Below are 25,588 nucleotides of genomic sequence, written 5' to 3' on the forward strand. Positions count from 1 at the left end.
CGACCCGTATCCGGACTTTCAGTCCGTAGCTTCAACCCACCAGCTTTAGCTGGTGGTTGTTGAGTTAGGTTTTCAGCAATAGGCACCCATTTCTCACTTAAAACCTTTTTTATATTTTTTTTACCTTTGAGCTTTTCCTTGCTGGTTTCAAGCTCCTTGAGAATTTCTGCAAGATCACTTATTAATCTATTGATAGCGCATTTATCTAATTGATCGCACATTAACAAAAATATTTCGAGACATTGAAGATAGGGTTTGTTGTCCGGCCAAGACTCGACGCACTTTTGCATTTCTGATGATATATTAGCTAGGCTGCCAAATTGTATGAGATGATCAGCTAGCCAATCAATGCAAAAGGCATCGCCACCATTAATAGAAAAAAAAGATGTCCAGTCGCTTTCAGTAGGTGGGTACATGGATTTTATCTATTGCTGCCAACTACGATTAGATATCAAGTCTGACGTCTAACTTAGACTAGTTTGCTTACACATGTGAAGCATAAATTCCTACCACTGATACACCCACAGCAAACACTTTTCGCTTTTCGCGCGTCAATATCTTACGCTCGGGCACCGGATTCGTCTTCTGATGTTGGCGGCGTCCGGAAAACGCTCTTATTGGACCAAGTGCGTGAACGTCTGCAGATCAAACATGATACCTTGCGAATCGAATTAGGCTGATGGCCATCGGATCAGGCGCTTCATTCTAGTGCGGGGGAGCGGCGTGTCCCTGCTCCAAGTCCGTTCCGGATCAATATCTGTCAGACTGACATTGCCTAGCACGCGGCGGGGCAACAACGAGAATCATCGAAGACGTTCGTAGCGATGAGGGGCAAGAAGCTCCGGTACCGGAAATGCTCCGGAGTCAGTGACCTTGAGGCAAAAAAAATCCCCGTGTCCGTGAGAACACGAGGATTTTCTTCACTTTTTTGGCTCCCTGGGACGGGCTCGAACCGCCGACCTAGTGATTAACAGTCACCCGCTCTACCGACTGAGCTACCAGGGAATGTCGTGAGCGCGTAATAGTAATTTCGCGCGCTTCCCGTGTCAACACCCCAGCGGCCGAACAGGAGACGACCATCGCGGGAATCCAGGTGGCCTTGCAGGAACGCCGACGGGAATCGGCGCTCCTGCTGCTTTACGGGCTAGGCGACCGCCTTGGCGATGCGGTCGAGTGCCTGTTCCAGGTTCTCGCGGCTGGTGGCGATGGAGATGCGCACGTGGCCGCCGAGTCCGAAGGCGGAGCCGGGGACGAGGGCGACTCCGGCCTTCTCGATCAGGTATTCGGCCAGATCCAGGTCGTTCTTGATGCCGTCCATACGTTCGACCAGCTTCTGCACCTTGGGAAAGACATAGAAGGTGCCATCGGTTGGGAGACAGTCGACGCCCGGGATCTGATTGAGCCGATCGACGACGAAATCGTGGCGCTCCTTGAAGGACTTGAGCATGATGGCGATGCAGTCCTGCGGACCCTCCAGGGCCGCCTGGGCCGCGACCTGCGAGATGGAGGCCGGGTTGGAGGTACTCTGCGACTGCACCTTCTTCATCGCCTTGATGATCTCTGCCGGGCCGCCCGCGTAGCCGATGCGCCAGCCGGTCATGGAGTAGGCCTTGGAGACGCCGTTCAGCACCAGGGTGCGGGGTGCCAGGTCCGGACAGGCATTGAGGATGTTGACGAAGGGCTCGGAGCTCCAACGGATGTGCTCGTACATGTCGTCGGAGGCGATGACGATGCGCGGATACTCGCGCAGCACCTCGCCGAGCGCCTCCAGCTCGGCGCGGCTGTAGGCCATGCCGGTGGGGTTGGAGGGGCTGTTGATGACGACCAGCCGGGTCTTCTCGTTGATCGCGCCCCGAAGCTGGGCGGGTGTGATCTTGAATGCCTGTTCGGCACCGGCATGAATGAACACCGGCAGAGCGCCAGCGAGCAGGGTCATGTCGGGATAGGACACCCAGTAGGGCGCTGGAATCACCACCTCGTCGCCCGGATCGAGCAACGCCTGAGCCAGATTGAAGAAGCTCTGCTTGCCGCCACAGGACACCAGAATCTGATCCAGGCTGTAGTCGAGACCATTATCCCGCTTGTACTTGTCGATGATCGCCTGCTTGAGCTCGGTGGTACCATCGACCGCTGTATATTTGGTGAAGCCGCTCTCGATGGCCTTGATGGCGGCGGTCTTGATGTGATCCGGGGTATCGAAATCGGGTTCACCGGCTCCGAGTCCGATCACGTCTTTGCCCTCGGCGCGCAGCGCCTTGGCGCGTGCGGTGATGGCGAGCGTGGCGGATGGCTTGACGGCCTGGACGCGGGCGGCGAGTTTGATGGTCATCGGCGGTGTTCTCTGGGTTCCTGCGGTGGCTGAATACACTGTTGCAACATCCAATAATAGCGAAACGCCCGGATCCCGGCACGCGCATCGCGCGCCACGCAACATAGATCCCGAATGCAGTCGGCACGCCCGTCCCCACGAGGTTCATTCGATGTCCAGCAGACCCTTCCAGCTCGTCTCCAAATTCGCCCCGGCCGGCGATCAGCCGGAGGCGATCCGTCAACTCGTCTCAGGCATGGAGAACGGCGAGGCGGGCATGACCCTGCTCGGCGTGACCGGCTCGGGCAAGACCTTCACCATCGCCAACGTCATCGAGCGTCTGCAGCGCCCGGCGCTGGTCCTGGCGCCGAACAAAACGCTCGCGGCCCAGCTCTACGGCGAGATGCGCGACTTCTTTCCGCATAACGCGGTGGAGTATTTCGTCTCCTACTACGACTACTACCAGCCCGAGGCCTATGTGCCCTCGACCGATACCTATATCGAGAAGGACGCCTCGATCAACGAGCACATCGAGCAGATGCGGCTCTCGGCGACCAAGGCGCTGTTGGAGCGCAAGGACGTCATCATCGTCGCAACCGTCTCCTCCATCTACGGTCTCGGCGACCCGGACGCCTATCTGAAGATGGTGCTGCTGCTCAAGAAGGGCGATCTCATCGACCAGCGCGCCATCCTGCGCCGTCTGGCGGATCTCCAGTACAAGCGCAACGAGGTCGAGCTGCATCGCGGCACCTATCGGGTGCGGGGCGACGTGATCGACATCTATCCGGCCGAGTCGGAGGAGGAGGCGGTGCGGGTCGAGCTGTTCGACGAGGAGATCGAGGCGCTCTCGCTCTTCGACCCCCTGACCGGCGAGGTCCTGCGCAAGGTGCCGCGCTATACGGTCTTCCCCAAGACCCACTACGCGACCCCGCGCGAGACCATCCTCAAGGCCGTGGACCAGATCCGTGTCGAGCTCAAGGAGCGGCTCGCCTGGATGCGCGAGAACGACAAGCTGGTCGAGGCTCAGCGTCTGGAGCAACGCACGATCTTCGACATGGAGATGATGATGGAGGTCGGCTACTGCTCGGGCATCGAGAACTACAGCCGCTATCTCTCCGGGCGCGGTCCGGGCGAGCCGCCGCCGACCCTCTACGACTATCTGCCCCCGGACGCCATGGTCGTGATCGACGAGAGCCACGTCACCGTACCCCAGCTCGGCGGCATGTACCGGGGCGACCGCTCGCGCAAGGAGAACCTGGTCCAGTACGGCTTCCGCCTGCCCTCGGCGCTCGACAACCGTCCGCTCAAGTTCGAGGAGTTCCGCGAGCGCCAGCCCCAGACCATCTATGTCTCGGCCACCCCGCGCCCGTTCGAGATCGACAACTCGGGCGCGGTAGTCGAGCAGGTGGTGCGCCCGACCGGTCTGGTCGACCCGGAGGTCGAGGTGCGGCCGGCGCTGACCCAGGTCGACGACCTCCTGTCCGAAATCCATCTGCGGGTCGCCGTCGAGGAGCGGGTGCTGGTCACGACCCTGACCAAACGCATGGCCGAGGACCTGACCGACTATCTCAGCGACCACGATGTTCGGGTGCGCTATCTGCACTCGGACATCGACACCGTGGAGCGGGTCGAGATCATCCGCGATCTGCGTCTGGGCGAGTTCGACGTCCTGGTCGGCATCAACCTGCTGCGCGAGGGGCTGGACATGCCTGAGGTCTCGCTGGTCGCCATCCTCGACGCCGACAAGGAGGGCTTCCTGCGCTCGACCGACTCGCTGATCCAGACCATCGGCCGTGCCGCGCGCAACGCCAACGGCAAGGCGATCCTCTATGCCGACCGCATCACCGGCTCCATGGAGCGGGCGATCGAGGAGACCGAGCGGCGCCGCGCCAAGCAGATCGAATCCAACGAGGCCCAGGGCATCACGCCCCAGACCATCCGCAAGGCGATCGCGGACATCCTCGACGGCGCCACGCCGGGCGCGCCCATGAAGCCGCGTCAGTACGCCAAGGTGGCCGAGCAGATCGCCGAATACGCCAGCCTCACACCCCAGCAGATGGCCAAGCGGCTCAAGACGCTGGAGAAGGAGATGTACCAGCACGCCAAGAACCTGGAGTTCGAGCAGGCGGCAGCCATCCGCGACCAGATCCGCGAACTGCAGCAGAAGGGCATCGCGGCCTGAGGGGATGCGAGCGATGCGCATGCCCGATCGCTGGATCCGAAGACTCGTCCTCGCCGGAGTCTATCTCTTTGCGGTCACCGCCAACGCCGATTCGCTCCGACCGGAGACGCCCCGATTCGGCTATCGGATCCTGGCCAGCTACCCGCACGATCCGAGCGCCTTCACCCAGGGTCTGATTTACGTGGACGGCCAGTTGTTCGAGGGCACGGGCCATTATTACGGACAGTCATCACTCCGCCGGGTGGACCTTGAGACGGGGCGGATCGAGCAGGAGATCCGTCTCTCGCCCCGACTCTTCGGGGAGGGCATCACGCTCTGGCGGAACCGGCTGATCCAACTGACCTGGCGCGAACATCTAGCGATCGTCTACGACCGCGACAGCTTCGCCCGGTTGGAGACCTTCCGGTATGAAGGGGAGGGCTGGGGTCTCACCCATGACGAACGCCATTGGATCATGAGCGACGGCACCCAGGTGCTGCGCTTCATCGATCCCGATTCGCACCGGGTCGTGCGCCGACTGAGCGTACTGGACCAGGGTCGGCCGGTGCGCGATCTCAACGAGCTTGAATACATCCAGGGCGAGGTCTGGGCCAACCTCTGGAAGCGCGATCTGATCGCGCGGATCGATCCTGAAACCGGGGCGGTGAGGTCGTATCTGGATCTCTCTGGCCTCGCCCCGGCCGGACTGAGTCGGGAGGCCGTGCTCAACGGAATCGCCTACGACGCCACGAACGGACGGCTGTTCGTGACCGGCAAGTATTGGCCCAGGCTCTACCAGATCGAGGTGGTTCCGAGGTAAGCGATCATTCAGAGCCAGCGGCCATGAACTCCACCACCTCGCACAGGAAGTGGCCGAGCATCAGGTGGACCTCTTGGATCCTCGGGGTCTCGCGCGAAGGAACCGCCAACCGGATCTGGGCGCTGGCGGGCAAGTCGTCATGGGCGGCGCCGGTCAGCAGCACGGTCAGCAGGCCGCGCTCGGCGGCCGTGTCCAGGGCGCGCACCACGTTGGGCGAGCGACCGCTGGTGGACAAGGCCCAGAGCACGTCGCCCGGCCGGGCCAGGGCATCGATCTGACGCGCGAACACCTCGTCGAACGAGAAATCGTTCGCGACCGCCGAGGCGGCGCTGGTGTCGAAGCCGAGTGCGATCGCGGGCAGCGGGCGACGGGTCTTGTTGAGAAAGGGACCGATCAGCTCGCCGCTCAAATGGGTCGCCTCGCCGGCACTCCCCCCATTGCCGCAAATGAAGAGCGTTCCACCGCGCTCGATAGCCTCAGCGGTGCGGGTGGCCGCAGCCAGGGTCGACTCCAGCAACGACTCGTCGGCGCGAACCGCCTCCAGCAGGGCGAGTGTGGAGTCGAGTCGCTGATCGAGCAGTGTGGCGATAAAGGAGTCTTGGGTCATGATTGGGATAGAAATGATGATGGGTAACTGAGAAGCCGATCTGCTGGATAGGATCGAAATCGATCAGCCCTCGGCATGCTTGCGGTCCTCGCCCTCCTGACGACGCTCGGTCTCCGTCTGGCGTCGCGCCTCCCAAGACCTCCCCGCGCCGGAGCAGACATGAGCAGGCCCTGAAAGGGCCACTCCGGCTGAGTCGCGGTCATGGCTGCGTCCTCGCTGCACGCTGCACAGCGGTGGGGTGTAAAAGGTCCGCCTGACGTGGACGGAACATGATGCGACTCGACAGACGAGCAGACAAGGCCGAAATCCAGATGAGCGGCAAACTCCGCCGTTGATTTGTGTCCACGCAGCGTATAGCTAAAGACGGCTGGGCAACCGGCATCCAAAGCGCCTTCCCGCTGCGATCCAAACCGGATCTCACCAAATCCATGCACGGCGCCGATACGGAACACCGTCGAGCACTGTCACTGGCCCCATCGGGCCTTTTACCGACGAGAACGCCTTCTGGAGAACAACGATGAGAAAAAGCATGCTGGCTGCGAGCGTCATTCTGGCGTCTGGGTGTGCCCACCAGACCCCGCATCAAGCCCCGCATTGGGGCTATATGGGCGCGGAGGGACCGGTTCATTGGGGCGAACTGGATCCGAAATACACCGTCTGCGCCTCCGGCAAGAACCAGTCGCCGATCGATCTGTCCGGCTTCATCGAAGCCGACCTGAAACCCTTCCCCATCGACTACCAGAGCGGTGGCACCGAGATTCTCAACAACGGGCACACCATTCAGGTCAATTACGCACCGGGAAGCACGATCGCGATCGATGGCCATCGATTCGAACTCAAGCAGTATCACTTCCATGCACCGAGCGAGAACCATATCGGTGGCAAGTCCTATCCCATGGAGGCCCATCTGGTCCACGCCGATGCCGACGGTAATCTGGCCGTGATCGCGGTGATGTTCGTCGAGGGTCGGGAGAACGCCTCCATCGCCAAGGCCTGGTCGCAGATCCCCATGGAGGCGGGGACGAAGGTCGCGCTCTCAGGCCAACTCGACGCGCGCGATCTGCTGCCGCGCAAACGGGCCTATTATCGCTTCAACGGCTCGCTGACCACGCCGCCCTGTTCCGAGGGCGTCCGCTGGCTGGTGATGAAGGAGCCGGTCAGTGTCTCCAAGGCGCAGGTCGAGGCGTTCGAGCACGTCATGCACCACCCCAACAACCGGCCGGTACAGCCGGTGAACGCCCGTCCGGTTCTCCGCTGACGCACGCCGATCGGATCCCGAGCGACACCGATCACTCGGGATCCGATTCGCCCCTCTCGCCGAAGGTTTCGGCCAGCCGATCCATATATTGCTGCTGAACCGCGTCGCCCAGTCCATGGCCGCGCCCCTCGGACAACCGGGTTTCGAGCAGACGCAAACGGCGTAGATGACGGCTGCGCTCGCCCGGATCCTCGGCGCGAGCGATCAGAGCCTCGACGTCCTTGATCTCGCGCAGCGCCTCCAGCTCTGGAGGCAGATAACCGGCCCCCTTCAGCAGCCGATAGCCGGCCCGCAGATGCTCGGGCACCATCGACAGATCCTCATGCGGAATCGGCTTGCCCTCTCCGGCCAGATTGGACAGTTCTCCGCGCTCGATGGCGCGCTGAATATGCTGTTCGGCGAGTTGATCGATCAGATCCATTGGGGCCTCATCTGTTCCGAAATCAGTCCAAGGTTCGCCTATCTAGCGACTCCCGCAGCAGAATCGCCAGATGACGCGGACGGACGTCGCCGTGTGCACGCATCTGCTGACGGCACGAGAAGCCGTTGGCCACCACGCGCGCAATGGGCTTGGCGCGCAATGCCGGCATCAGATCCTGCTCGGCCATCTCGGAGGCCATGTCGGCATGCTCGACCTCCAGCCCGAAGGTGCCGGCCATGCCGCAACAGCCGGCGTCGATGGGTGTGAAATCGTGATCCGGGATCGCCTTGAGCACGCGCCGCATCGATTTCATGGCACCGACCGCCTTCTGATGACAGTGACCGTGCACCAGGGTTTCGCCCTCCGGCAACGCGGCGAGCGGTAGATTCAGACGCTTGGCGGTGATCTCGCGCGCCAGAAATTCCTCGAACAGCAGGATCTGCTTGCCGACCTGCTCCACCGTCTCACCGAGCCCCAGCGCCTGGGCGTCGTCGCGCAGCCCCAGCACGCAGGACGCCTCCAGCCCGACCAGGATGCGGCCCGCCTCCAGGTGCGGGCGCACCGCCTCGGCCAGCCGCCGGACCTCGTCGCGCGCCTGGTCTATCATGCCCTGAGCCAGATAGGTCCGACCACAGCAGAGCGGCCGCGACGGATCGGGGCTGGAGTCGTCCGGCTCGGCAATCCGCACCGAATAGCCGCCCGCCTTCAGCACCGCCAGGGCGGATTCGGCGATCTCCGGCTCGAAATAGCGGGTGAAGGTGTCGACCAGCAGCACGACCTCGGGCCGATCCTCGACGGCTGGCGCATCGTCCGGATCAGGCGCGCTGAACGGCTTGGCGACTGGCTCGGGTAGCGGACATTCGGCATGCAGCCCCAGCCAGCGTGCGCTCAGACGGGCGAGCCAGGGCGAGCGGTTGCGCCAACGGATCAGACCCGCAGCCAGGGCGCACGATGCAGCCAGCGCGGCGCATGGGCGAACAGCCGGTTGCGCAGACCCACGCCCCAGCGGGCCGCGCGCTGGGCCATGTATTCGACCTTGATCAGGGCCATGTCGACACTGGCCTCGCACTCGCGTTTGCAGCCCTTGCAGGCCACGCAGAGATCCATGGCCTCGGCCAGGGTCGGATCCTGGAGCGCCCGGTCGACCAGATCGCTGGAGAGCGCCGTCTTCAGCAGCTTGACCCGCCCGCCGGTGGAGAGGTGCGGGTTTCCAGTGACCTTGAAGCTCGGACACATGAGCTGCTTGCCGTCGGTCTGACACTGTCCACTGTTGATGCAGACCGCCACGGCCTTGGCGAAATCGCCGCCCTGCTTGGGGATGTCGGCGTAGGCGTCGCCCATGCCGGCATCCTTGTAGGCCGACCAGTCGAGATAGGTCTTCATCGCACGTCTCCGATCATGGGCATGGCTTGTCCGGCGTCTTGGGAAATGGAATGGGGCGGAACGGGTAGGTCGATCCGAAACAGCCAGCGAATCGATACGATATCGGCAGGATGCACGGCTCGGCCCAGTCGAACGGGCGCGAAATCCGTCCCCGCGAAGCAAAGATCCTCGCCACGCGAGACCGCTATCTATGCTACCACCCGCCACCGAATGCTCGATATGGCGCCACAATTCGTGCGACCGGCGAGCCGATTCTCGGCGCGATTCGCCGCACACGCGCCCGCATAAAAAACCGCAACGCATCACATTTCAACTAACCGCGCCTTGGTTGAAAACGGCACTCAGAACAACGGATTGGTGCCGTCCTCCATCGCCCTTGTCGGCCGAAAACCCAGACCACTCGACTCGCAAAGATCCCATAAACGCGCACTGGATCCCATCGCAAAAACATGAAGAAGTCATTGCGACAAGTAGGGTTTAGAATCTCCACCAGCTCGCCAGACTTCACCAACGTCCATTCCCGCTACAGCGCGTGAGGATGTCGACGAGGCTCCGTGTCCGAACACCGCTTCCAAGCGTTATTCGATCCGCGCTGGAGGCGCATTGCCCTTTCTTGTCTCCCTCCCAGGCACACAGATGAATCTATTGCGTCGTATCAGCATCAATCGTCGACTCTGGATCATTTCCGGTTTCGTCACGCTCGTTTTTTCGATCGGACTTACCCTCGCACTGATCGAAATCCGTTCCATTCTGATGAAGCAGAAGATCGAACAGGTCACACGACTCGTGGAAACCGCCAAGAGCATCGCCACCGATTTTCGTCAGCGCGCCTCGAAGGGCGAGCTCTCCGAGGCCGATGCCAAGGCCGCCGCGCTGCGCACGCTCTCCGGCCTGCGCTTCGAGGGTAACAACTATTTCTGGGTCAACGACCTGGACGGCAACAGCATCATGCAGCCCTTCAAACCCGATCTGGTCGGCAAAAGTCTGCTCGGGATCAAGGATTCGAATGGCAAGCTCTACCACAAGGAGATGTGGCAGAAGTCGCGCGACGACGGCAAGGGCTTGGTGAGCTACGCCTGGCCCAGGGGCGGAGACACCAAGCCCGTGCCCAAGATCGGCTACATCGAGACCTTCAGCGACTGGAGCTGGGTGATCGGTGCAGGGATCTATGTCGACGACGTGGATGCCGCCTTCCAAAAGAATGCCATGCTCATGGCCGCATTCGGTGTGCCGCTCCTGCTCGGCCTCATCCTGGTCACCACCCTAACCTCGCGCTCCGTGGTGGCTCCCATCCATGAAGCCGCCCTTACGATGGTGGACATCGCCAGTGGCGAGGGAGATCTCACACGCCGACTGGACGCCAGCGGCAAGGATGAGATCGCCGAAATGGCGTTGGGCTTCAATCAGTTCGCCAGCAAAACCGAACGCATGGTGATCGCCGTCGGCCAGGCCACGACCGAGATCGCCTCGGCGGCCGAAGAACTTTCCGCAGTGACCCGATCCAACACAGCGACGATGGACAGACAGCGCAACGAGACTCAGCAGGTCGCGACCGCCGTCACCGAGATGTCCGCGACCATCAAGGAGATTGCCAGGAACGCGGAGGAGGCCGCCTCGGCGGCCTTCGACGCGGACGGTCACTCGCGCGCGAGCGGCGAGACCGTCGATCGGGTCATGCAGGCCAATCAGCGTCTCGCGACGGAGGTCGAGCAGATCGCGGAACGCATCCGGCGGTTCAACGACGAGAGCGTCGCCATCGGCAGCGTGGTGGACGTGATTCGCGGTATCGCGGAACAGACCAATTTGCTCGCCCTGAACGCCGCCATCGAGGCCGCCCGCGCGGGAGAGATGGGGCGCGGCTTCGCGGTGGTCGCCGACGAGGTCAGAAGCCTGGCCAACCGGACTCAGGTGTCGACGCGCGAGATCCAGACGATGATCGAGCGGCTGCGCTCCGGCGCCCATGAGGCCGTGAGCGCGATCGAGCACGGCGAAACGCTGACCCAGGAGACGCTGGAGGAGACAACTCAGGCACAACGGTCGCTAGATCAGATCGTGCAATCCATCGGCAGGATTCGCGACATGAATACCCAGATCGCAAGCGCTGCGGAAGAGCAGGCGACCGTCGCGCATGAGATCGACCGCAGCGTGGTCAACATCTCGGATCTGTCCACCGAGACGGCGCAAAACACGGAGCACACCGCATCGTCCAGTCTTGAACTCTCGAGACTCGGTGCCGAGCTGCACGCCCTGGTGAGTCAGTTCAAGGTGGGAAACGCGTCCTGAACCGGGCGCCCGAAGCACACCGAGCACTCTTGCCCTCAAGACGGAGAAACCCCGGCGGACGGATGGCCACCGGGGTTTCCAGATCAGCCGAACGGCCCCGCGCGCGATGGGGCCGCCAGGGACATCACTTGAACAGCTTCGACTTGTCGACCAGATCGACGTGGGCGCGCTTGAAACAGGTCCAGCTTTTGGATTCCCTGTCGTAGACGGAGTTGACGAAGCACTTCCACTGTTCTTCGTCGATGAGGTTGTAATCCATCCGGTAGCAGAAGCCAGGATAGCGGCTCTCCTCGCGGAACTGGATATGCTTCATGTGCGCCTCGGCGGTGAGTATGCGGTGGCTGTTCTCCCAGGCGCGGAGCAGCTCGTGGAGGTCCTTGGCGCGCATCTTGAGCGCGTCTTCCTTGAGCGTCTCCAGCTTGTTCTCGGCCACATCCATCATCTTGGCGTTGGTCTGGTACAGGGTCGAAACGCCAGCGACGTACTCGTCCATCACCTTCTGCAGCCGTAACTGAAGCATCCTCGGCGTGATGTAGTTGGGGTTCACATCGCTCGCCGTGCTGGCGTCCTTGTGCTCCAGGAAATTGCGCACCGGCCGGTAGATCTCCTCGACCAGATCCTGCACGGCATCCGCCAGTTCGGGAACCAGGTCCTTGTTGTCCATGCAGTACTTGACCATGGCCTTGGCCGCGAGCCGACCCTCGGCATGCGAGCCGGAGGAGAACTTGAGGCCGGAGGCGCCGACGCCGTCGGCGGCGGTGAAGAGCCCCTGAACGGTGGTCATGGAGCGATAACCCCAGCTCCAGCCGGAGGGCAAATGGCCGGGGATCCTGTCCGCCTCGGGGTGTTCCTCGCTGGTCGGGGCACCCAAATCCTCGGGGCCAGAGACCCAGATACCGCAGCAGCCGGAATGCGAGCCGAGCAGAGAGGGCTCGGCCGGCATCAGCTCGACGTTCTTCTTCTCCGGCTCGATGTTCTCACCCGCCCAGACCCCGGCCTGGCCGATGCACATATCGAGGAACGCTTCCCAGGCATCAGCTTCCAGATCCTTAATTTCATTGGGGGTCATGGTCTCTGCGAGCTTGCCGAGCACGCTCACCGTGTCCATGTAAATCGGACCTCGTCCCTCGCGTATCTCGCGCATCATGAGGTGATTGCGCAGACAGGAGGACGGAACGACGGCCTGACCGTAGGGCGGATACTGATCCAGCAACTCGTTGTTGGTCTCCATGTAGTTCTCGCCAAAGGCATTGGTGGCCTTGGCCTTGAACAGCAGGAACCAGGCGTCGACCGGGCCGTAGCCGTCCTTGAAGCGGACGGGGACGACACGGCTTTCCATCATGGTCATCTCGGCGCCGGCCTCGGCGGCCATCGCGTAGGTGCTGCCGGCGTTCCAGACGGGGTCCCAGGTACGCCCGGCACCTTCACCGACGGAGCGCGGACGGAAGATGTTGGCGCAGCCGCCCGCGACCAGCAGACAGGCCTTGAACCTGTAGACATAGACCTTGTGCTCGCGGATCGAAAAACCGACGGCACCGGCGATGCGGTTCTTGTCGTTCTTGTCGTTGACCAGCTTGGCGATGAAGACATGCTCCTGAATCCGCTCGGCGCCCAACGCCTTCATGGCCGCCTCGGCGACGATCGATTTATAGGACTCGCCGTTGATCATGATCCGCCACTTGCCGGAGCGGACCGGCTTGCCGCCCTCGACCAATGGTTTGCCCTCGTCCCCAGGCTGCTTCCAGATCGGCAGCCCCCATTCCTCGAAGAGATGGACGGAGTCGTCGACATGACGGCCCAGGTCGTAGGTCAAGTCGTCACGGGTGATGCCCATGAGGTCGTTGGAGACCATACGGGCATAGTCGGCCGGATCCTGCTCGCCCAGATAGGTGCCGATCGCGGACAAGCCCTGAGCGACGGCACCGGAGCGGTCCATGGCGGCCTTGTCGACCAGTTTGACCTTGAGGTCGATGCCCTGTCTTCTCGCCGCATCCAGCCAGGGGCCGATCTCGTAGGCCGCACCGCAGGCGCCCATGCCACCACCGATGATGAGGATGTCGACCTCTTCCTCGACGACCTCGGGATGCCCGAATTCTCCAGCCATTTTCGTCTACCTCAGTGCGATCTTGCGCTTCAGTTGCAGATCAGCTCACTTGCGGATCAATTCGTCGGGGTTGCCGGGCTTCTGAACCCCACCCAGGGTGAAGAAGCCGGGTTCGCCAATCTTGGCGATATCGGCCTCGGGCTTGGAGCCGTATGGATCGATCGAGCCTTCGGGGGTGGTACGGATCGGAAATTCAAACTGCTTCATGTTGCCCTTGCGGAATGTGATGGTCCAGACGATGGAGCCGGTGCCGCGTAATGGCTGCACGGAGGCACCCATGGGAACTACGTCGGCAGAGTGCCGACATTCGATCGCCTGCTGTGGACACTGCTTGACGCAGGCGTAGCACTCCCAGCACTGCTCCGGCTCCTGGTTGAAGGCGCGCATGGCGTGGCCGGTCTCGGAGCCATCCCGGTCCAATTTCATGAGGTCGTGTGGACAGATGTCCATGCAAGCGGTCTTGTCCCGACCCTTGCAGCCATCGCACTGATCGGTACGCACAAACGTGGGCATGATGCTCGATCTCCTAACGGTTCACTGCAATGAGGCCGCCCCCTTGTCCCCTTGCTGAAGCGGCTCTGGAGGTCCGGGAGACGCGCCTCGGGGGCATAGTACAGAATTCCGATACCCCATCGCCGCACGCCGAGGCCGTCTCCGGTGTGAGCGGCCCAAGCCAGGCTGGTATGCTGCCGGGCTCGATCGCCCGCGCTAGAGCTGCGGGCGCCCTATCTCGACTCGGGAGCCTCATCATGACGACAGCACGCCTATGGCTGACCCTCGGAGCGGCCTGCGGATTCCTGACCGTATCGCTCGGCGCATTCGGCGCGCACGGACTCAAGGGACGGATCCCCGCCGATCTGATCGCGAACTGGGGCACGGCCGCCAATTATCTTGGCATGCACGGTGCCGCGATCCTCGCCTGCGGTCTGCTGCTGCTCCTGCGTCCGCAAGCGCCACTGATCCGGGCGGCGGCCTGGTGCTTTCTGATCGGGGTCTCGCTCTTCAGCGGCAGCCTCTTCCTCATGGCCTTGACCGACGTGCGCATGCTCGGAATCGTCACGCCTTTCGGTGGCGTCGCCCTGCTCGCCGGCTGGGCGCTACTGGCGGTCGGCGCCTGGCGCGCAGCCGCTCCAGCGAACTGAGGGACGGTCATGCGCATCCCGCGAATTTATGCCGAAATCGACCTTCAGGTTGGGACTGCTCCAACCCTTCCGGTCGGTCCCAGCCGTCATCTGACGCAGGTCTTGCGGCTCGGCCAAAACGATCCACTGGTTCTTTTCAACGGTGACGGGTTCGACTACTCGGCGCGGATCCTGAGCACGCACAAAGACGGCACGCGAGTCAGCGTGGAAGGCGTCGGCGACGAGGAGCCGGAGGCACCGATCGCGATCCATCTAGCGCTCGGCGTATCCAAAGGGGAGCGCATGGATTTCGCCCTACAGAAGGCGGTCGAGCTTGGGGTCGGAGCCATCACCCCGCTCTTTACCGCACGCAGTCAGGTCCGGCTCGACGGTCCGCGTCTGGAGCGACGACTCGAACATTGGCGCGGAATTCTGACTGCGGCCTGCGAGCAATCGGGGAGACGCCGGCTGCCAAGCCTGGAAACGGCCGCCACATTCGACACCTGGCTGAAAACGCCATCGAGCGGCCAGGGTCTGTTGCTCGACCCAACGGCCTCCACGCCCCTGGCCGGGCTGCGCCGGCCCGAGACGGGCGTGACCCTACTGATCGGTCCCGAGGGCGGTTTGAGTCCGGGTGAACGCAAGAAGGCCTACTCGGCGGGTTACCAGGGGGTTCGACTCGGCCCCAGGATTCTGCGCACGGAGACCGCCCCCCTGGCGGCCATCGCGGTCATCCAGGCGCTCTGGGGCGATTTCCGCGAGGGCTGATCAGACCGGAGCATGCTCCGAAAGCAGAGAGGCGATCTCGTTCAGTAGCTCGGACTCTTGGTAGGGCTTGCCCAGATAACGGTTGACACCGAGCTGCATCGCATAGTCGCGATGCTTCGCGCCCGTGCGCGAGGTGATCATGATGATCGGCAGGGTGTGATAGCGCTCCGAGCGCCGGATATGCCGGGTCAGCTCGTAACCGTCCATGCGCGGCATCTCGATGTCCAACAGCATCAGGTCCGGGATCCGCTCGTCGAGCAGGGTCAAGGCCTCGACCCCATCCTTCGCAGTCAGCACCTCCATGTTCTGACGGCGCAGCAGACGGCTCGTGACTCGACGCACGGTGAGCGAGTCGTCGACCACCATGATGCAGGTCCCTTCGTGCTCCGGCTCGACTGCAGCCGCGCCCTGATGATATTCCTGCAGCACGCCGGAACGCAGTAGGGCGAGCGCATCCAGAATCAGCGCCACCCGACCGTCCGGCAGGATGGTGCCGCCGCTCAGCCAACGCACTCCGGCGAGCTGCGGACCGAGGGGCTTGACCAGGATGCGCTGGCTCTCGACGAGGGTATCGACATGCAGCGCAACCCGCTGGTCGCCGAGACGCGCCAGCAGCAGGGGCATCCAGCGACGCTCGCCGAATTCGGGCTCCTGGCCATGCTCCAGCACACCGCCCAGATAGACGACCTTATAGGTGTGTCCACGGGCGCTGAACCCCTTGCCCTCGCCATGGTAGATCGCCGCCAGCTCCTCGCGCGAGATGCGCGCGGCGCCTTCCACCGTGCTATGCGGTACGGCATAGATGTTCTCGCCGGCCGAGACCAGAAAGGCGTCGATGATGGCCAATGTCAGCGGCAGCCGAATGGCGAATTTGGCTCCCTTGCCCCAGACCGATTCCAAACTGATGGTGCCGTTGGCGGCCTTGATCTCGGAGGCGACCACGTCGAGCCCCACGCCACGGCCGGAGATCTGGGTCACCTTGCCCGAGGTGGTGAAGCCGGGTTCGAGGATGAACTGCAGCAACGCCTCCTCGGGCAGACTGGCCTCGGCGGACATGAGTCCGCGCGCGATCGCCTGACGGCGGATCGCCTCCAGGTCCATTCCCTTACCGTCGTCGCTCAGAGTGATGACGGCATCGTTGCCTTCGCGGCGCAATGCCAGGGTCACCATACCGGTGGCGGGCTTGCCGTGCGCGACCCGCGTCTTGGGATCCTCCAGACCATGGTCGACCGCATTGCGCAACAGATGCTCCAAGGGGGCGACCAAGCGGTCGAGGATGGTTCGGTCCAATTCGACCTCGGGACCGATGACCTCCAGTCGCGCCGACTTGCCCAGGCTGTCGGCGGTTTGGCGCACCAAACGGTGCAACCGCGGCACCACCTGGACGAAGGGGACCAGACGGGTGCGCAGCAGACCGTCCTGCAGATCGTCGGCCAGACGCGCCTGCTGATTCAGTAGGTCGGTGAACTCGCGCTGATAGCCACCGAGCATCTCCTTGACGCTGACCAGATCGTTGACGGTCTCGGCCAGACTGCCTGAGAGCTGCTGGAGCCGCGAGAAGCGGTCGAATTCCAGCGGATCGAAATTTTCGTCGTATTCGGAAGCGGCGCCCGAGCGCTCGAAGCGATGCAGGATCTGGGTCTGGGTCTCGATCTCCAGCAGCCGCAACTGCTCGCGCAGACGCACGACGGTCTGGTCGAGCTCACTCAGACCGAATCCGAGCTGACCGTTGCGCTGCGTGAGACGGCCACGGTAGATACTGATCTCGCCGGCATGATTCACCAGGCGGTTGAGCAGATCGGAGCGCACCCGGATCTGGGGCGTGACCGCGACCCCGGCCCCATCGCGACCCGTGCCAGGCTCGGCCAGCATCTCGGAGGCCACGCGAGCGACCTCGGAGAGGGTTGGGGCCTGTTCGGGCGCGGAGGACTCCGTCTCGGCCGCCGGCCGCATCACGGGGACCTCTTCTTGGCTGCTCGAAACCTCGTCGGGAGCTCGACTGAGGGCCTCGACCAGAGCGGTCACGCCCGGAATGGGGGCACCCTGCTCCAACGCATCCACCTGCACCGACAGGGTGTCGACGGCGCGCTGAGCCAGCTCCAGGGTGATGTCGTTGACCACACCGGCTTCATCGCCGAGGGACTTGAGTCGAGTTTCGAGCGCGTGGCTCAGATCACCGATGACCGTCAGGCCGGTCAACCGTGCACTGCCCTTGAGGGTGTGAAGAAGGCGGTTGATACCATCGAGCGCCGACGTGTCCTGCGGAGCCAGCTGCCATTCGCGGAACTGGGTATCCAGGTTGTCGAGCAGGTCGCGCGCGTCCTCCAGGAACAGACTCACCAGCTCCGGATCCAGAGCCTGCATCAGGTTCGATGGCGCGCTGGTGGCCTCGGCAGGAACCGGCTCGGTCGTTTCCTGGGAGAGGGATTCGAGCGCCTCTGACGTGGCCTCGACAGGCTCGGCCAGTGCCTCCGCTTGCGCGTCCTGAGTCTCCTCTTCCTCGACCGCGTCCTCGCGCGGTTCGATCGGTTCCAGCTCTAACCGCTCCAAGGCGTCCCCGAACGGCTCGGTCGTGTCCGAACCCACCACATCGGATTCCGCCGCTTGCTCGGGCTCCTCCGATACCTGCGCCTCGGACGCCTCCGGGTCGGGCATCTGGGGCTGAATCGATGGCTCGACCACATCCGCAGGCGATATCTGTTCCAGATCGGCCATCAGGGCCGTCAATACGGATGCGCCCTCGCCGACCGCCGGCAACTCGTCGACACGGGCCTCGACCCCGAGGACGAGACGCTTCAGCAGAGACAGGAGCTCCTCGTCCAACTCGGCATCGGCCGCTAAAACCGGCTTGATCCGCAGCTCCATCCCCTTGGTCACCCGGGCGATGGAATCGATTCCCGCCATACGGGCACTGCCGGTCAGGGTGTGGAGCGCCCGCTGAATCGGCTCGCCGACCTTGGCTCCCGAGGACTCGACCCCGTCAAGGAACTCGCGCAGCACGACGAGATGCTCGTGGGTCTCGGTCTGGAAGATGCGCAGCAGCTCCTCGTCGTCGGCGAAAAGGCTGTCGTGATCCTCGACGAACTCCGGCCGGGCGACCGGAGCCTCCGACTCGGACGCGGAAGGGAAGGGCGCTGAATCGCTCGTGGTCTGAGCGAACTGGTCCTTGAGGGCGTTGGCCCGCGCCACCATGGGCGCGATCTCGAACTGGCGCCCCTCTCCCTCGGCGGACACCAGATCGGGAAGCATGGAGACGGCGTCCGAGACGCAGGCGAGAGCCTCCTCGCTCGGCAACCGCTGGGATTCGATCAGACGATCGAGCAAGAGCTCGATGACCTGAGCAAAATCGGCGACCTGCAGGGCGCCGACCAACCGGCCGCTGCCCTTGAGCGTATGGAAGCTGCGCCGCAATGTGGCGAGCGCATCGACGTCGTGCGGATTGGATTCCCAGCGTGCGAACTGAGCCTGGGCCGTTGCGGTCTCCTCGCGCGCCTCCTCCATGAAGATGTCGAGGAACTCGGTCTCGATTTCTCCGGAGGTCGCGGTCGACTCGACACCCTCGGGTGCCGGCTCGGAGTAGGCGACCTCGAAGGGCCTCTCATCCAGCGCGAAGGTCTCGGGCCAGTCCGCCTCCTGATACCCGGTCTCCTCAGACCCCGTTTCCAGAAGACCGCTCGATCGAGACTCGACCTCGGGCAAGGCGCGCAACGCCTCGATGGCCTCGCCGGCACGCTCGACCAGATCGAGGCCGAGCGGCATGGGCTCTTGCAGATGACCGATATAGAGTTCGATGGCGGCGATGGCATCGGCCAGATGATCGAACTCGGTATCCGACGGTCGGTGGCCGAACTGAGCGTAGCGATGCGTGATGATCTCGCCCAAAGCGTCGACGCAGTCGGCAGCGGCGTCCTCTCCAAGGATGCGAAGCGCACCGGACACGCTGAACAGATGTCCGCGAACAGGTGCCAGGGCATCCTGCTCGGCCAGATCGGTGTGCCAGGTCGTCACCGCGTCCTTGACGCGCACCATCTCGTAGCCGGCCTCGCGCAGTGTCGCCGAGGTGAGCTCGGACAGATCCATGTCTGGTGCGATGATCTGATCGGACGCATGGCTACGATGGCCCGCGTAGGCGAGGAGCACCGCCTCGATTCCCAGCAATTCCATGGCATAGGATTCGAGCCGCGCACCGCCGTCGGAAGAGCCTGAGGTCGCTGCGGCGAAATTGTCGGCCAAGGCCCGCATGCGGGCCGGTAGATTTCCCACCTCGACGTCATCCAGCAGACTCGCAAGACGCTGTAGGGTGGAGCAGAAGATATCCAGATCGCTCGGATCCGGCTGGTCGTCGTGGGCCAAGCGGTCGAAGCGTTCCTTGAGCTCGGAGAGCTCGGCCAACGCGCTTTCCGCAAGCTCTGCCAGCATGGCCTCGTCGTCGAGCCCGACAGAGTCGTCGAGCCGTCCGTTCGTGCCGGAGCGCACGAAACCATAGGTGGCCTGCAATTGGGCGATCTCGGGGAATTCGATGCCGGCCTCGACGAGCGCACTCAGAAACTGCTCGATCAGGGTCAGCGCATCGACCTCGGGCCATTGCGGAGGGGTCTGGACCAAGGGCTTGAGCACCCAATCCAGATGCCCGAGCAAACTCCGGGTCTGTGGACCGGACGGCATCCTCCCGTCGCGCAGCGACTCGACATAGGCCTCGGCGAGCCGGAAGAGATCGGCGAGCAGTCCCTCCTTGAGATAGCCGTGGAGTTGATGGAAGAGCTGCCCCAGGTAGAGAAGCCCCTGATTCTCGGGGGCACCACGGAACCACTCGACCAGATGGCGGTGGAACTGTGGGCGCACCTGACGCATGACCTCGGCCAGGATGTCCAGCTCCTCCGGCATCCATTGCGAGTCGCCATCCGCGTTGACGGCGGCAAAGTTCAGGAGCTCGGAATGCGTGAGCGGCAGGTTGTCGGAGGCCGCACGCACCTCGTTGATGATCGACCAGAGACTGAGCGGAGGCTCGTCGAATCCGGCGTCCAAACGATCGAGGTGACCGTTCAGCTGGTTCAGTGCCTGGCCCATGGCCTCGGCTGCGCGCTTGATCTGCTCCGCATCCCCATCGCCCAGACGCTCGACCAGACGAGACATCTCGTCGACGAGACGCGCCGGGCTGGAGAGCTGCAACGCCAGCAACACCCCCTGCACCTGATCGAGCGCCTGCCGCGCCGGACCGAGATCCATCGGCGAGTCGCCCGCGCGACCCTCCTCGACCAGATCACGGACCGGACGTAGCGTGGAACCGATCTCTCCCTTGACCCATTTCAGGCCACCAACCAGCTTCTTATCTGCCATGGGCCCGCTACTCGTGGTGAGCCTGTGGGTTAGGGAAGCCGAAACCCGGCCACCGAACGTTGCAATTCAATAGACAGGTTAGCGAGTTCTTCGACCGATTCGGCAGCGCGTCTGGTGCCATCGTTGTTCTCCTCGGTGATCGCCCGGATGGCCTGCACCGTATCGTTGATCTCAGCGGCCTGGCGAGACTGGCGCTGGGAGGAATCGGCGATACGCTTGGTCAAGTCGGCGATGTAGGCCGACACGTTTTCGATCTCGCGCAGGGCGTCGCCGGCATTCTCGGCAAGATTCGCCCCCTCCACGACGCCAGCGGTGCTGGCCTCCATCGAACTCACCGCCTCGTTGGTATCCGCCTGAATGGTGCGGACCAAGACCTCGATCTGCTTGGTCGCGCTACGAGAACGCTCGGCCAGACGCTGCACCTCGTCGGCAACCACCGCGAAGCCGCGCCCCGCCTCGCCCGCCATGGCGGCCTGCATGGCCGCATTCAGGGCGAGGATATTGGTCTGGTCGGCGATGTCGTCGATCAGCTCGACGATCTCGCCGATCTCTTGGGAACTCTCGCCAAGCCGCTTGATGCGCTTGGAAGTCTCCTGGATCTGCTCGCGAATGGCGTCCATTCCCTGAATGGTGTCGCGCACCGTCTGAGCGCCACGTCCGGCCACCTCGACCGAGCGCGAAGCGACCTCGGCCGACTCGCCTGCGTTGCGCGCGACCTCATCGATCTGCACCGTGAGGGATTGCACCGCAGCCGAGGTTTGGGTGATCTGCAACGACTGAACGCTACTCGCCTCGGCCAATCGCGAGGCAACGGCACGGCTCTCCTGCGCCGAATTCGAGACCTTGGAGGCCGTCTCGTTGATCGTCGTCACCAGCCCCCTCAATGCCTCGATCGCGTAGTTGAAGGCATCGGCAATGGCTCCGGTCTTGTCCTCGGTGACCGTAGCCTCGGCGGTGAGGTCGCCGTCGGCCAGATCGCCCAACTCATCCAATAGCCGTAGGATGGCGCGCTCGTCGCGCTCGGTCTGTGACGTGGATACCAGCTCGCGATGTTTGGCGTCGCGCGATGTGACGATCACCAGCAGCACCAACGCGAGCAGAGAAAGGCCTGCGAAGAGCAGAACGGCATTCGGACCGATCTCCATTCCAGCGACGCGCACCCGGGCGCCGAGCCCCTGGTAGCCGGCCGAAAGACCATCGAGCGCGCTTTCCACCTGCCGACCCTTGGCGTCCAGATCCGCCGGCAGGTCCAGCAATGGCTGCACAGAGTCGAGGGTCTGGAGCAGCTCCTTGGACTGGGTGGCAAGGGTCGCAAAGCGGGGGGCCACATCCCGAAGCGCCGCAGACACTGCGGAGCCGGCGGCAACCTTGGCCGTCAGGGAGTCGAGCCCAGCGGTAAAGGCATCTCGCGCCTTGGCCAGATCAGCGGCGGCCTGAGTGGTCGTGTCGCCACCGCTCGCGAGCTTGGCCAGGGCCAACGCCATCTGATCCAGCCGGGAAACCTGCAGTCCGGCCTCCAGCACCTGATCGGCCGGCAGACCCGCCGAGGCCATGCGGGCCGCCGCCTGGCTCATGGCTTCACGCACCTTGGGAAGCATGGATTCGAGCGATCCGACTCCCGAATGAAAGGCAACGAGCGAGTCCTGAGCGGCAAGTATCCGATCGACCCCGGAACTGAGACCGCCCCAGGCACGCTCGGCCTGAGCGAGCTGCGCCTCGATCGAATCCGATCCGACGGCACCCCGGGTCTGCTCCAGCCCGCTCGCCAGCTCGGCGAATCCGGCCTTGAGACGAGCCTGCTCGGGACCCAGCCGCTTCAAGGCATCCGTGTCGCCCCGAATGGAGCGATTCGCGAGCCGGACCAATTCCTGAGTCAGGTCCTTCTGCGCGGAGGCAAGCGTCGCCTGACGCGCACCCTGCGCGCTCTGACCGACCAACTGGAGGTAGCTCATCAGGGCCAAGGCCGCAAAAACCAATGCGACCAGCGACAGCAGGACGCTGGTCCAGCGGATCCCCCCTCCTGCGGCCGCTCCCAAGTTCATCTTCATTCGCTTCGCCATCTGGTGCCGACTCCCGATGCGGTTTTATCTAGTGTTAGTGTCCGTTTAATACTCGAATGGCACGCGACGCCTCGGGATCCAACCGTCCGATCAAAAGCCGGGACGAACCGGCCCAACGCCGCGACCCGTCGCTCACACCTTGGCGGCGTTGAAGGCCGGATCGGCCATCAGCTCGACCAAACGAATGACGGGGAGAGGCGCGCCGTCGAGCAGGAAGAACGACTCGACATAGGATCCGCTCGGCCCCAGATCGTCCCTGGAGCCGTCCACGCGATCGGTGTTCTTGATGTAACGCATACCGATAGCCTCCGAAACGACCAGACCGCAGGGCAGCTCATCCTGTCGGACGACCAATACGCGCTCACGACTGCGCAGTTCGCGGCGTCGGTCCGCGCCCGAATCGGGACGCTTGCGGCGACTCGGCGGCTGACTGCCGTCCATGAGATTCGCGAGGTCGTAAATCGGAAGCAAGGTTCCGCGGTTGTTCGCCACCCCGAGCAACCAGGGCTTGGTTCCAGGAACCCGCGTGATATCCCAAGGCAGCTCAAGCACCTCGGAGATCTGCTCCAAAGGCGTCAGAAACTGGCGTGCGTGCAGCTTGAACAACACCGCCGCCCAACTGTCGGGTGGACGGTCTTCGTCCGGCAGCCCCGCAGCCCGCGCCCGACAACGGGCGTCGAGCTTGCGAATCATTTCAAGCAGTTCGGTCCGTGAGCGTTCCGAGCGGGCCATCTGCGTCAGCCACCCAGAAGTTCGCGAATGCGGTCGAGTAACAGCTGGCGATCGACAGGCTTGATCAGGTAGTCGTTCGCGCCCTGCCGCAGTCCCCAGGTACGATCGGTCTGCATGTCCTTGGTCGTGACCATGATGATGGGGATGTCCGCCGTTTCGGGATCACGACGCAACATCCGGGTTGCCTGATAGCCGTTCAGCACCGGCATGATCACATCCATGAGGATGAGGTCGGGGCAGTTGCGGTGCACCGCCTCGATCGCCTCCTCGCCATTCGTGGCGGTCTCGACGCGATAGCCGGCCTTGGTCAGGATATGGGTCAGTATCCGCGTCTCGGTCGGTGAGTCGTCGACCACCAGAACCGTCGCGGTACCAACCGCCGCCGCACTCAGATCTTGGGCGGGCGGATTCGGTTTGCGGAAAAAGCGTCTCATGGCATGCCTTGAAGCTCGTCGACGAATATCCCTGAACAAGTGACCATTAAGCGCGCGACCCGCCGGATCGACCAATCACGCCACCCAACCGGCGGCGAGACGTAAACATCGGAACCCGGTTCATTCCGAACCGGTCGCTTGGCGAAGACTGCCGCGCACGGCCTCTAGGAGCTCATCTCCAGTGAAGGGTTTGGAAAGGTAGAGTTGCGCCCCGACCATTCGCCCCTTCGCCCGATCGAATAAGCCGTCCTTACTCGACAGCATCACGACCGGGGTATGGCGAAGATTGGGATTGCTCTTGATCAGCGCACAGGTATGGTAGCCGTCCAGGCGCGGCATCATGATATCGACAAAGACCAGATCAGGCTTGAAGCTCACGATCTTGCCAAGCGCCTCAAACCCGTCCTCGGCGACGCAAACCTCACATCCGGCCTTGTTCAAGAGCGTCTCGGCACTTCTACGAATCGTCTTGCTGTCATCAATGACCAGAACTCTAGCGCCGCGCAAATCGAGGTTATCCTTCATGATCCGTCACGCATGCGGACTAATGCCGCGACAAGTTGGGAGGACGGCAATACATGTTGGGAGTTTTACCATGGCCGGGGGGACGCGTCGATGTGAACACGGTCACCCTTTTCGGATCTGACGACATGATTCACGGGGGCCGATTCCTTGGAGCCGAGAGTATCCCAATGCGTCGAATGGTTCGGATGCTAGAAGCAACGGCCTCGCCATGCAAGAGCGACGGCATGCCCTTACCACCTTACTAACCACTGAAGTACACTGCGCACCATGTCACGCGAAATCGGTTTTCTGATGGATCCGATCGGATCCATCAACATCAAAAAGGACAGCACCTTCGCCATGATGCTAGCCGCTCAGCGGCGAGGCTGGCGGCTGTGGTACGCCGAGCCGGCGGACATTTCCATGGCCGGAGGCATCACCCAGGCCCGGTTGAGATCGGTCGAGGTCACGGACGACGCGCAGGGTTGGTATCGCTTCACGGGCGAGACGACCGGTCCATTGGGCGAGCTCGACGCCGTACTGATGCGCAAGGATCCGCCCTTCGACCTGGAGTACATCTACGCCACCTATTTCCTGGAACAGGCCCAACGCGAGGGCTGTCTGGTCGTCAACGATCCGCGCAGCCTGCGCGACGCCAACGAGAAGGTTTTCGCCGCCACCTTCCCGCACTGCACGCCACCGAACCTCATCAGCCGGAGCGCCCAGGACATCCGCGATTTCCATCGGTACCACGACGACATCGTGCTCAAGCCGCTCGACGGCATGGGAGGTGCCTCGATCTTTCGCATCCGGCACGACGATCCCAACCTGAATGTCATCATCGAGACCTTGACCGATCACGGACGCCGCTACTGCATGGCCCAGCGCTTCCTGCCCGCCATCGCCGATGGCGACAAACGGATCCTGATGATCGACGGCGCGCCCGTTCCCTATTGCCTGGCGCGCATTCCAGCGCCTGGCGAATCCCGTGGCAACCTGGCGGCCGGCGCCTCGGCCGAGGCCCGCCCGCTGACCGAGCGTGACCGCTGGATCGCCGAGCAGGTCGGTCCCGAGCTGCGCTCGCGCGGCATCCTGTTCGCCGGCCTGGATGTGATCGGCGACCATCTGACCGAAATCAACGTCACCAGCCCGACCTGCATCCGCGAGTTGGACGCCGCCTACGGCCTCGATATCGCTGGCGACCTCATGGACTGCATCGAACGGCACCTGAGCGACCGAGGCGCGAACGGCACGGACGGCGGTCGCGCCACACGCTGAACCCAGACG

20 protein-coding genes and 1 tRNA gene are annotated in these 25,588 nt (G+C 63.2%); 7 read left to right on the forward strand and 14 right to left on the reverse strand.

The window, feature by feature from the left end:
• The 3 genes from ACFSJC_RS18825 to ACFSJC_RS18835 form a co-directional block, all read right to left on the reverse strand.
• On the reverse strand, positions 1-416 hold a 416-nt coding region (locus tag ACFSJC_RS18825; protein WP_386028741.1), incomplete at its 3' end, for a hypothetical protein.
• A gap of 513 nt (positions 417-929) precedes the next feature.
• Positions 930-1,005 (reverse strand) — tRNA-Asn (locus ACFSJC_RS18830).
• 139 nt (positions 1,006-1,144) lie between these two features.
• Positions 1,145-2,329 (reverse strand): pyridoxal phosphate-dependent aminotransferase, encoded by a 1,185-nt coding sequence (locus ACFSJC_RS18835; protein ID WP_386028742.1) that lies wholly within the window; start codon positions 2,327-2,329, stop codon positions 1,145-1,147.
• Between the two features lie 151 nt (positions 2,330-2,480).
• Between ACFSJC_RS18835 and uvrB the strand changes: the two genes are divergently transcribed.
• Positions 2,481-4,490: an excinuclease ABC subunit UvrB gene (gene uvrB / locus ACFSJC_RS18840; RefSeq protein ID WP_386028743.1), complete on the forward strand. Its 2,010-nt coding sequence runs from the start codon at positions 2,481-2,483 to the stop codon at positions 4,488-4,490.
• Between the two features lie 19 nt (positions 4,491-4,509).
• Entirely contained in the window at positions 4,510-5,289 is a 780-nt protein-coding gene (locus ACFSJC_RS18845) for a glutaminyl-peptide cyclotransferase (RefSeq protein WP_386028744.1), read from the forward strand.
• 4 nt (positions 5,290-5,293) lie between these two features.
• Here the strand turns inward: ACFSJC_RS18845 and ACFSJC_RS18850 are convergent, their stop codons facing one another.
• Positions 5,294-5,896, reverse strand: a complete 603-nt coding sequence (locus ACFSJC_RS18850) for a D-sedoheptulose-7-phosphate isomerase (RefSeq protein WP_386028745.1) — start codon at positions 5,894-5,896, stop codon at positions 5,294-5,296.
• 517 nt (positions 5,897-6,413) lie between these two features.
• On the opposite strand from ACFSJC_RS18850, the gene ACFSJC_RS18855 reads away from it, so the two are divergent.
• Entirely contained in the window at positions 6,414-7,154 is a 741-nt protein-coding gene (locus ACFSJC_RS18855; RefSeq protein WP_386028746.1) for a carbonic anhydrase, read from the forward strand.
• 31 nt (positions 7,155-7,185) lie between these two features.
• On the opposite strand, the gene ACFSJC_RS18860 is transcribed toward ACFSJC_RS18855, so the two are convergent.
• The 3 genes from ACFSJC_RS18860 to ACFSJC_RS18870 all read right to left on the reverse strand — a co-directional run bounded on the left by ACFSJC_RS18860 (position 7,186) and on the right by ACFSJC_RS18870 (position 8,958).
• Positions 7,186-7,575 (reverse strand): DnaJ family domain-containing protein, encoded by a 390-nt coding sequence (locus ACFSJC_RS18860; protein ID WP_386028747.1) that lies wholly within the window; start codon positions 7,573-7,575, stop codon positions 7,186-7,188.
• Between the two features lie 22 nt (positions 7,576-7,597).
• Entirely contained in the window at positions 7,598-8,350 is a 753-nt protein-coding gene (locus tag ACFSJC_RS18865) for a (Fe-S)-binding protein (protein ID WP_386028748.1), read from the reverse strand.
• 152 nt (positions 8,351-8,502) lie between these two features.
• Complete coding sequence (locus ACFSJC_RS18870; RefSeq protein ID WP_386028749.1) at positions 8,503-8,958, reverse strand: 4Fe-4S dicluster domain-containing protein; 456 nt, start codon at positions 8,956-8,958, stop codon at positions 8,503-8,505.
• A 636-nt stretch (positions 8,959-9,594) separates the two neighbouring features.
• Between ACFSJC_RS18870 and ACFSJC_RS18875 the strand changes: the two genes are divergently transcribed.
• The gene (locus ACFSJC_RS18875; protein WP_386028750.1) at positions 9,595-11,241 is read left to right on the forward strand and encodes a methyl-accepting chemotaxis protein; all 1,647 of its coding nucleotides are present in this window, start codon (positions 9,595-9,597) and stop codon (positions 11,239-11,241) included.
• A gap of 124 nt (positions 11,242-11,365) precedes the next feature.
• Here the strand turns inward: ACFSJC_RS18875 and aprA are convergent, their stop codons facing one another.
• Together aprA and aprB are read right to left on the reverse strand one after the other, a co-directional pair.
• Positions 11,366-13,345, reverse strand: coding sequence for an adenylyl-sulfate reductase subunit alpha (gene aprA, locus ACFSJC_RS18880; protein WP_386028751.1), 1,980 nt, complete (start codon positions 13,343-13,345; stop codon positions 11,366-11,368).
• A gap of 45 nt (positions 13,346-13,390) precedes the next feature.
• Positions 13,391-13,858, reverse strand: coding sequence for an adenylyl-sulfate reductase subunit beta (gene aprB, locus ACFSJC_RS18885; protein WP_386028752.1), 468 nt, complete (start codon positions 13,856-13,858; stop codon positions 13,391-13,393).
• Between the two features lie 236 nt (positions 13,859-14,094).
• Here aprB and ACFSJC_RS18890 point away from each other — a divergent pair, with 236 nt between their 5' ends.
• On the forward strand, positions 14,095-14,487 hold the full coding sequence (locus ACFSJC_RS18890; RefSeq protein WP_386028753.1) for a DUF423 domain-containing protein: 393 nt from the start codon (positions 14,095-14,097) through the stop codon (positions 14,485-14,487).
• Positions 14,488-14,496: 9 nt separating this feature from the next.
• Positions 14,497-15,234, forward strand: coding sequence for a 16S rRNA (uracil(1498)-N(3))-methyltransferase (locus tag ACFSJC_RS18895; protein ID WP_386028754.1), 738 nt, complete (start codon positions 14,497-14,499; stop codon positions 15,232-15,234).
• On the opposite strand, the gene ACFSJC_RS18900 is transcribed toward ACFSJC_RS18895, so the two are convergent.
• From ACFSJC_RS18900 to ACFSJC_RS18920, 5 genes are all read right to left on the reverse strand, one after another.
• Positions 15,235-20,571, reverse strand: coding sequence for a hybrid sensor histidine kinase/response regulator (locus tag ACFSJC_RS18900; RefSeq protein WP_386028755.1), 5,337 nt, complete (start codon positions 20,569-20,571; stop codon positions 15,235-15,237). It lies immediately after the preceding gene.
• Between the two features lie 29 nt (positions 20,572-20,600).
• Entirely contained in the window at positions 20,601-22,631 is a 2,031-nt protein-coding gene (locus ACFSJC_RS18905; protein ID WP_386028756.1) for a methyl-accepting chemotaxis protein, read from the reverse strand.
• Between the two features lie 132 nt (positions 22,632-22,763).
• Positions 22,764-23,324 carry a chemotaxis protein CheW gene (locus ACFSJC_RS18910; protein WP_386028757.1) on the reverse strand — a complete coding sequence of 187 codons (561 nt, stop codon included), beginning with the start codon at positions 23,322-23,324 and terminating at the stop codon, positions 22,764-22,766.
• A gap of 44 nt (positions 23,325-23,368) precedes the next feature.
• Positions 23,369-23,797, reverse strand: coding sequence for a response regulator (locus tag ACFSJC_RS18915; protein ID WP_386028758.1), 429 nt, complete (start codon positions 23,795-23,797; stop codon positions 23,369-23,371).
• A gap of 120 nt (positions 23,798-23,917) precedes the next feature.
• Positions 23,918-24,322 (reverse strand): response regulator, encoded by a 405-nt coding sequence (locus ACFSJC_RS18920; RefSeq protein ID WP_386028759.1) that lies wholly within the window; start codon positions 24,320-24,322, stop codon positions 23,918-23,920.
• A gap of 267 nt (positions 24,323-24,589) precedes the next feature.
• Between ACFSJC_RS18920 and gshB the strand changes: the two genes are divergently transcribed.
• Positions 24,590-25,579, forward strand: coding sequence for a glutathione synthase (gshB, locus tag ACFSJC_RS18925; RefSeq protein ID WP_386028760.1), 990 nt, complete (start codon positions 24,590-24,592; stop codon positions 25,577-25,579).
• Positions 25,580-25,588 lie beyond the last annotated feature (9 nt).

It is taken from the genome of Thiorhodococcus fuscus, assembly GCF_042682685.1.
Classification (GTDB): domain Bacteria; phylum Pseudomonadota; class Gammaproteobacteria; order Chromatiales; family Chromatiaceae; genus Imhoffiella; species Imhoffiella fuscus.

What these genes read in the sequence shown, in the direction of transcription:
- ACFSJC_RS18905 (WP_386028756.1), bottom strand. Translation starts at nt 22,631, where the DNA reads ATGGCGAAGCGAATGAAGATGAACTTGGGAGCGGCCGCAGGAGGGGGG.
- ACFSJC_RS18895 (WP_386028754.1), top strand. Translation starts at nt 14,497, where the DNA reads ATGCGCATCCCGCGAATTTATGCCGAAATCGACCTTCAGGTTGGGACT.
- ACFSJC_RS18900 (WP_386028755.1), bottom strand. Translation starts at nt 20,571, where the DNA reads ATGGCAGATAAGAAGCTGGTTGGTGGCCTGAAATGGGTCAAGGGAGAG.
- ACFSJC_RS18845 (WP_386028744.1), top strand. Translation starts at nt 4,510, where the DNA reads ATGCCCGATCGCTGGATCCGAAGACTCGTCCTCGCCGGAGTCTATCTC.
- ACFSJC_RS18920 (WP_386028759.1), bottom strand. Translation starts at nt 24,322, where the DNA reads ATGAAGGATAACCTCGATTTGCGCGGCGCTAGAGTTCTGGTCATTGAT.
- ACFSJC_RS18855 (WP_386028746.1), top strand. Translation starts at nt 6,414, where the DNA reads ATGAGAAAAAGCATGCTGGCTGCGAGCGTCATTCTGGCGTCTGGGTGT.
- aprA (WP_386028751.1), bottom strand. Translation starts at nt 13,345, where the DNA reads ATGGCTGGAGAATTCGGGCATCCCGAGGTCGTCGAGGAAGAGGTCGAC.
- ACFSJC_RS18915 (WP_386028758.1), bottom strand. Translation starts at nt 23,797, where the DNA reads ATGAGACGCTTTTTCCGCAAACCGAATCCGCCCGCCCAAGATCTGAGT.
- aprB (WP_386028752.1), bottom strand. Translation starts at nt 13,858, where the DNA reads ATGCCCACGTTTGTGCGTACCGATCAGTGCGATGGCTGCAAGGGTCGG.
- ACFSJC_RS18890 (WP_386028753.1), top strand. Translation starts at nt 14,095, where the DNA reads ATGACGACAGCACGCCTATGGCTGACCCTCGGAGCGGCCTGCGGATTC.
- ACFSJC_RS18910 (WP_386028757.1), bottom strand. Translation starts at nt 23,324, where the DNA reads ATGATTCGCAAGCTCGACGCCCGTTGTCGGGCGCGGGCTGCGGGGCTG.
- uvrB (WP_386028743.1), top strand. Translation starts at nt 2,481, where the DNA reads ATGTCCAGCAGACCCTTCCAGCTCGTCTCCAAATTCGCCCCGGCCGGC.
- ACFSJC_RS18875 (WP_386028750.1), top strand. Translation starts at nt 9,595, where the DNA reads ATGAATCTATTGCGTCGTATCAGCATCAATCGTCGACTCTGGATCATT.
- ACFSJC_RS18860 (WP_386028747.1), bottom strand. Translation starts at nt 7,575, where the DNA reads ATGGATCTGATCGATCAACTCGCCGAACAGCATATTCAGCGCGCCATC.
- gshB (WP_386028760.1), top strand. Translation starts at nt 24,590, where the DNA reads ATGTCACGCGAAATCGGTTTTCTGATGGATCCGATCGGATCCATCAAC.
- ACFSJC_RS18870 (WP_386028749.1), bottom strand. Translation starts at nt 8,958, where the DNA reads ATGAAGACCTATCTCGACTGGTCGGCCTACAAGGATGCCGGCATGGGC.
- ACFSJC_RS18850 (WP_386028745.1), bottom strand. Translation starts at nt 5,896, where the DNA reads ATGACCCAAGACTCCTTTATCGCCACACTGCTCGATCAGCGACTCGAC.
- ACFSJC_RS18835 (WP_386028742.1), bottom strand. Translation starts at nt 2,329, where the DNA reads ATGACCATCAAACTCGCCGCCCGCGTCCAGGCCGTCAAGCCATCCGCC.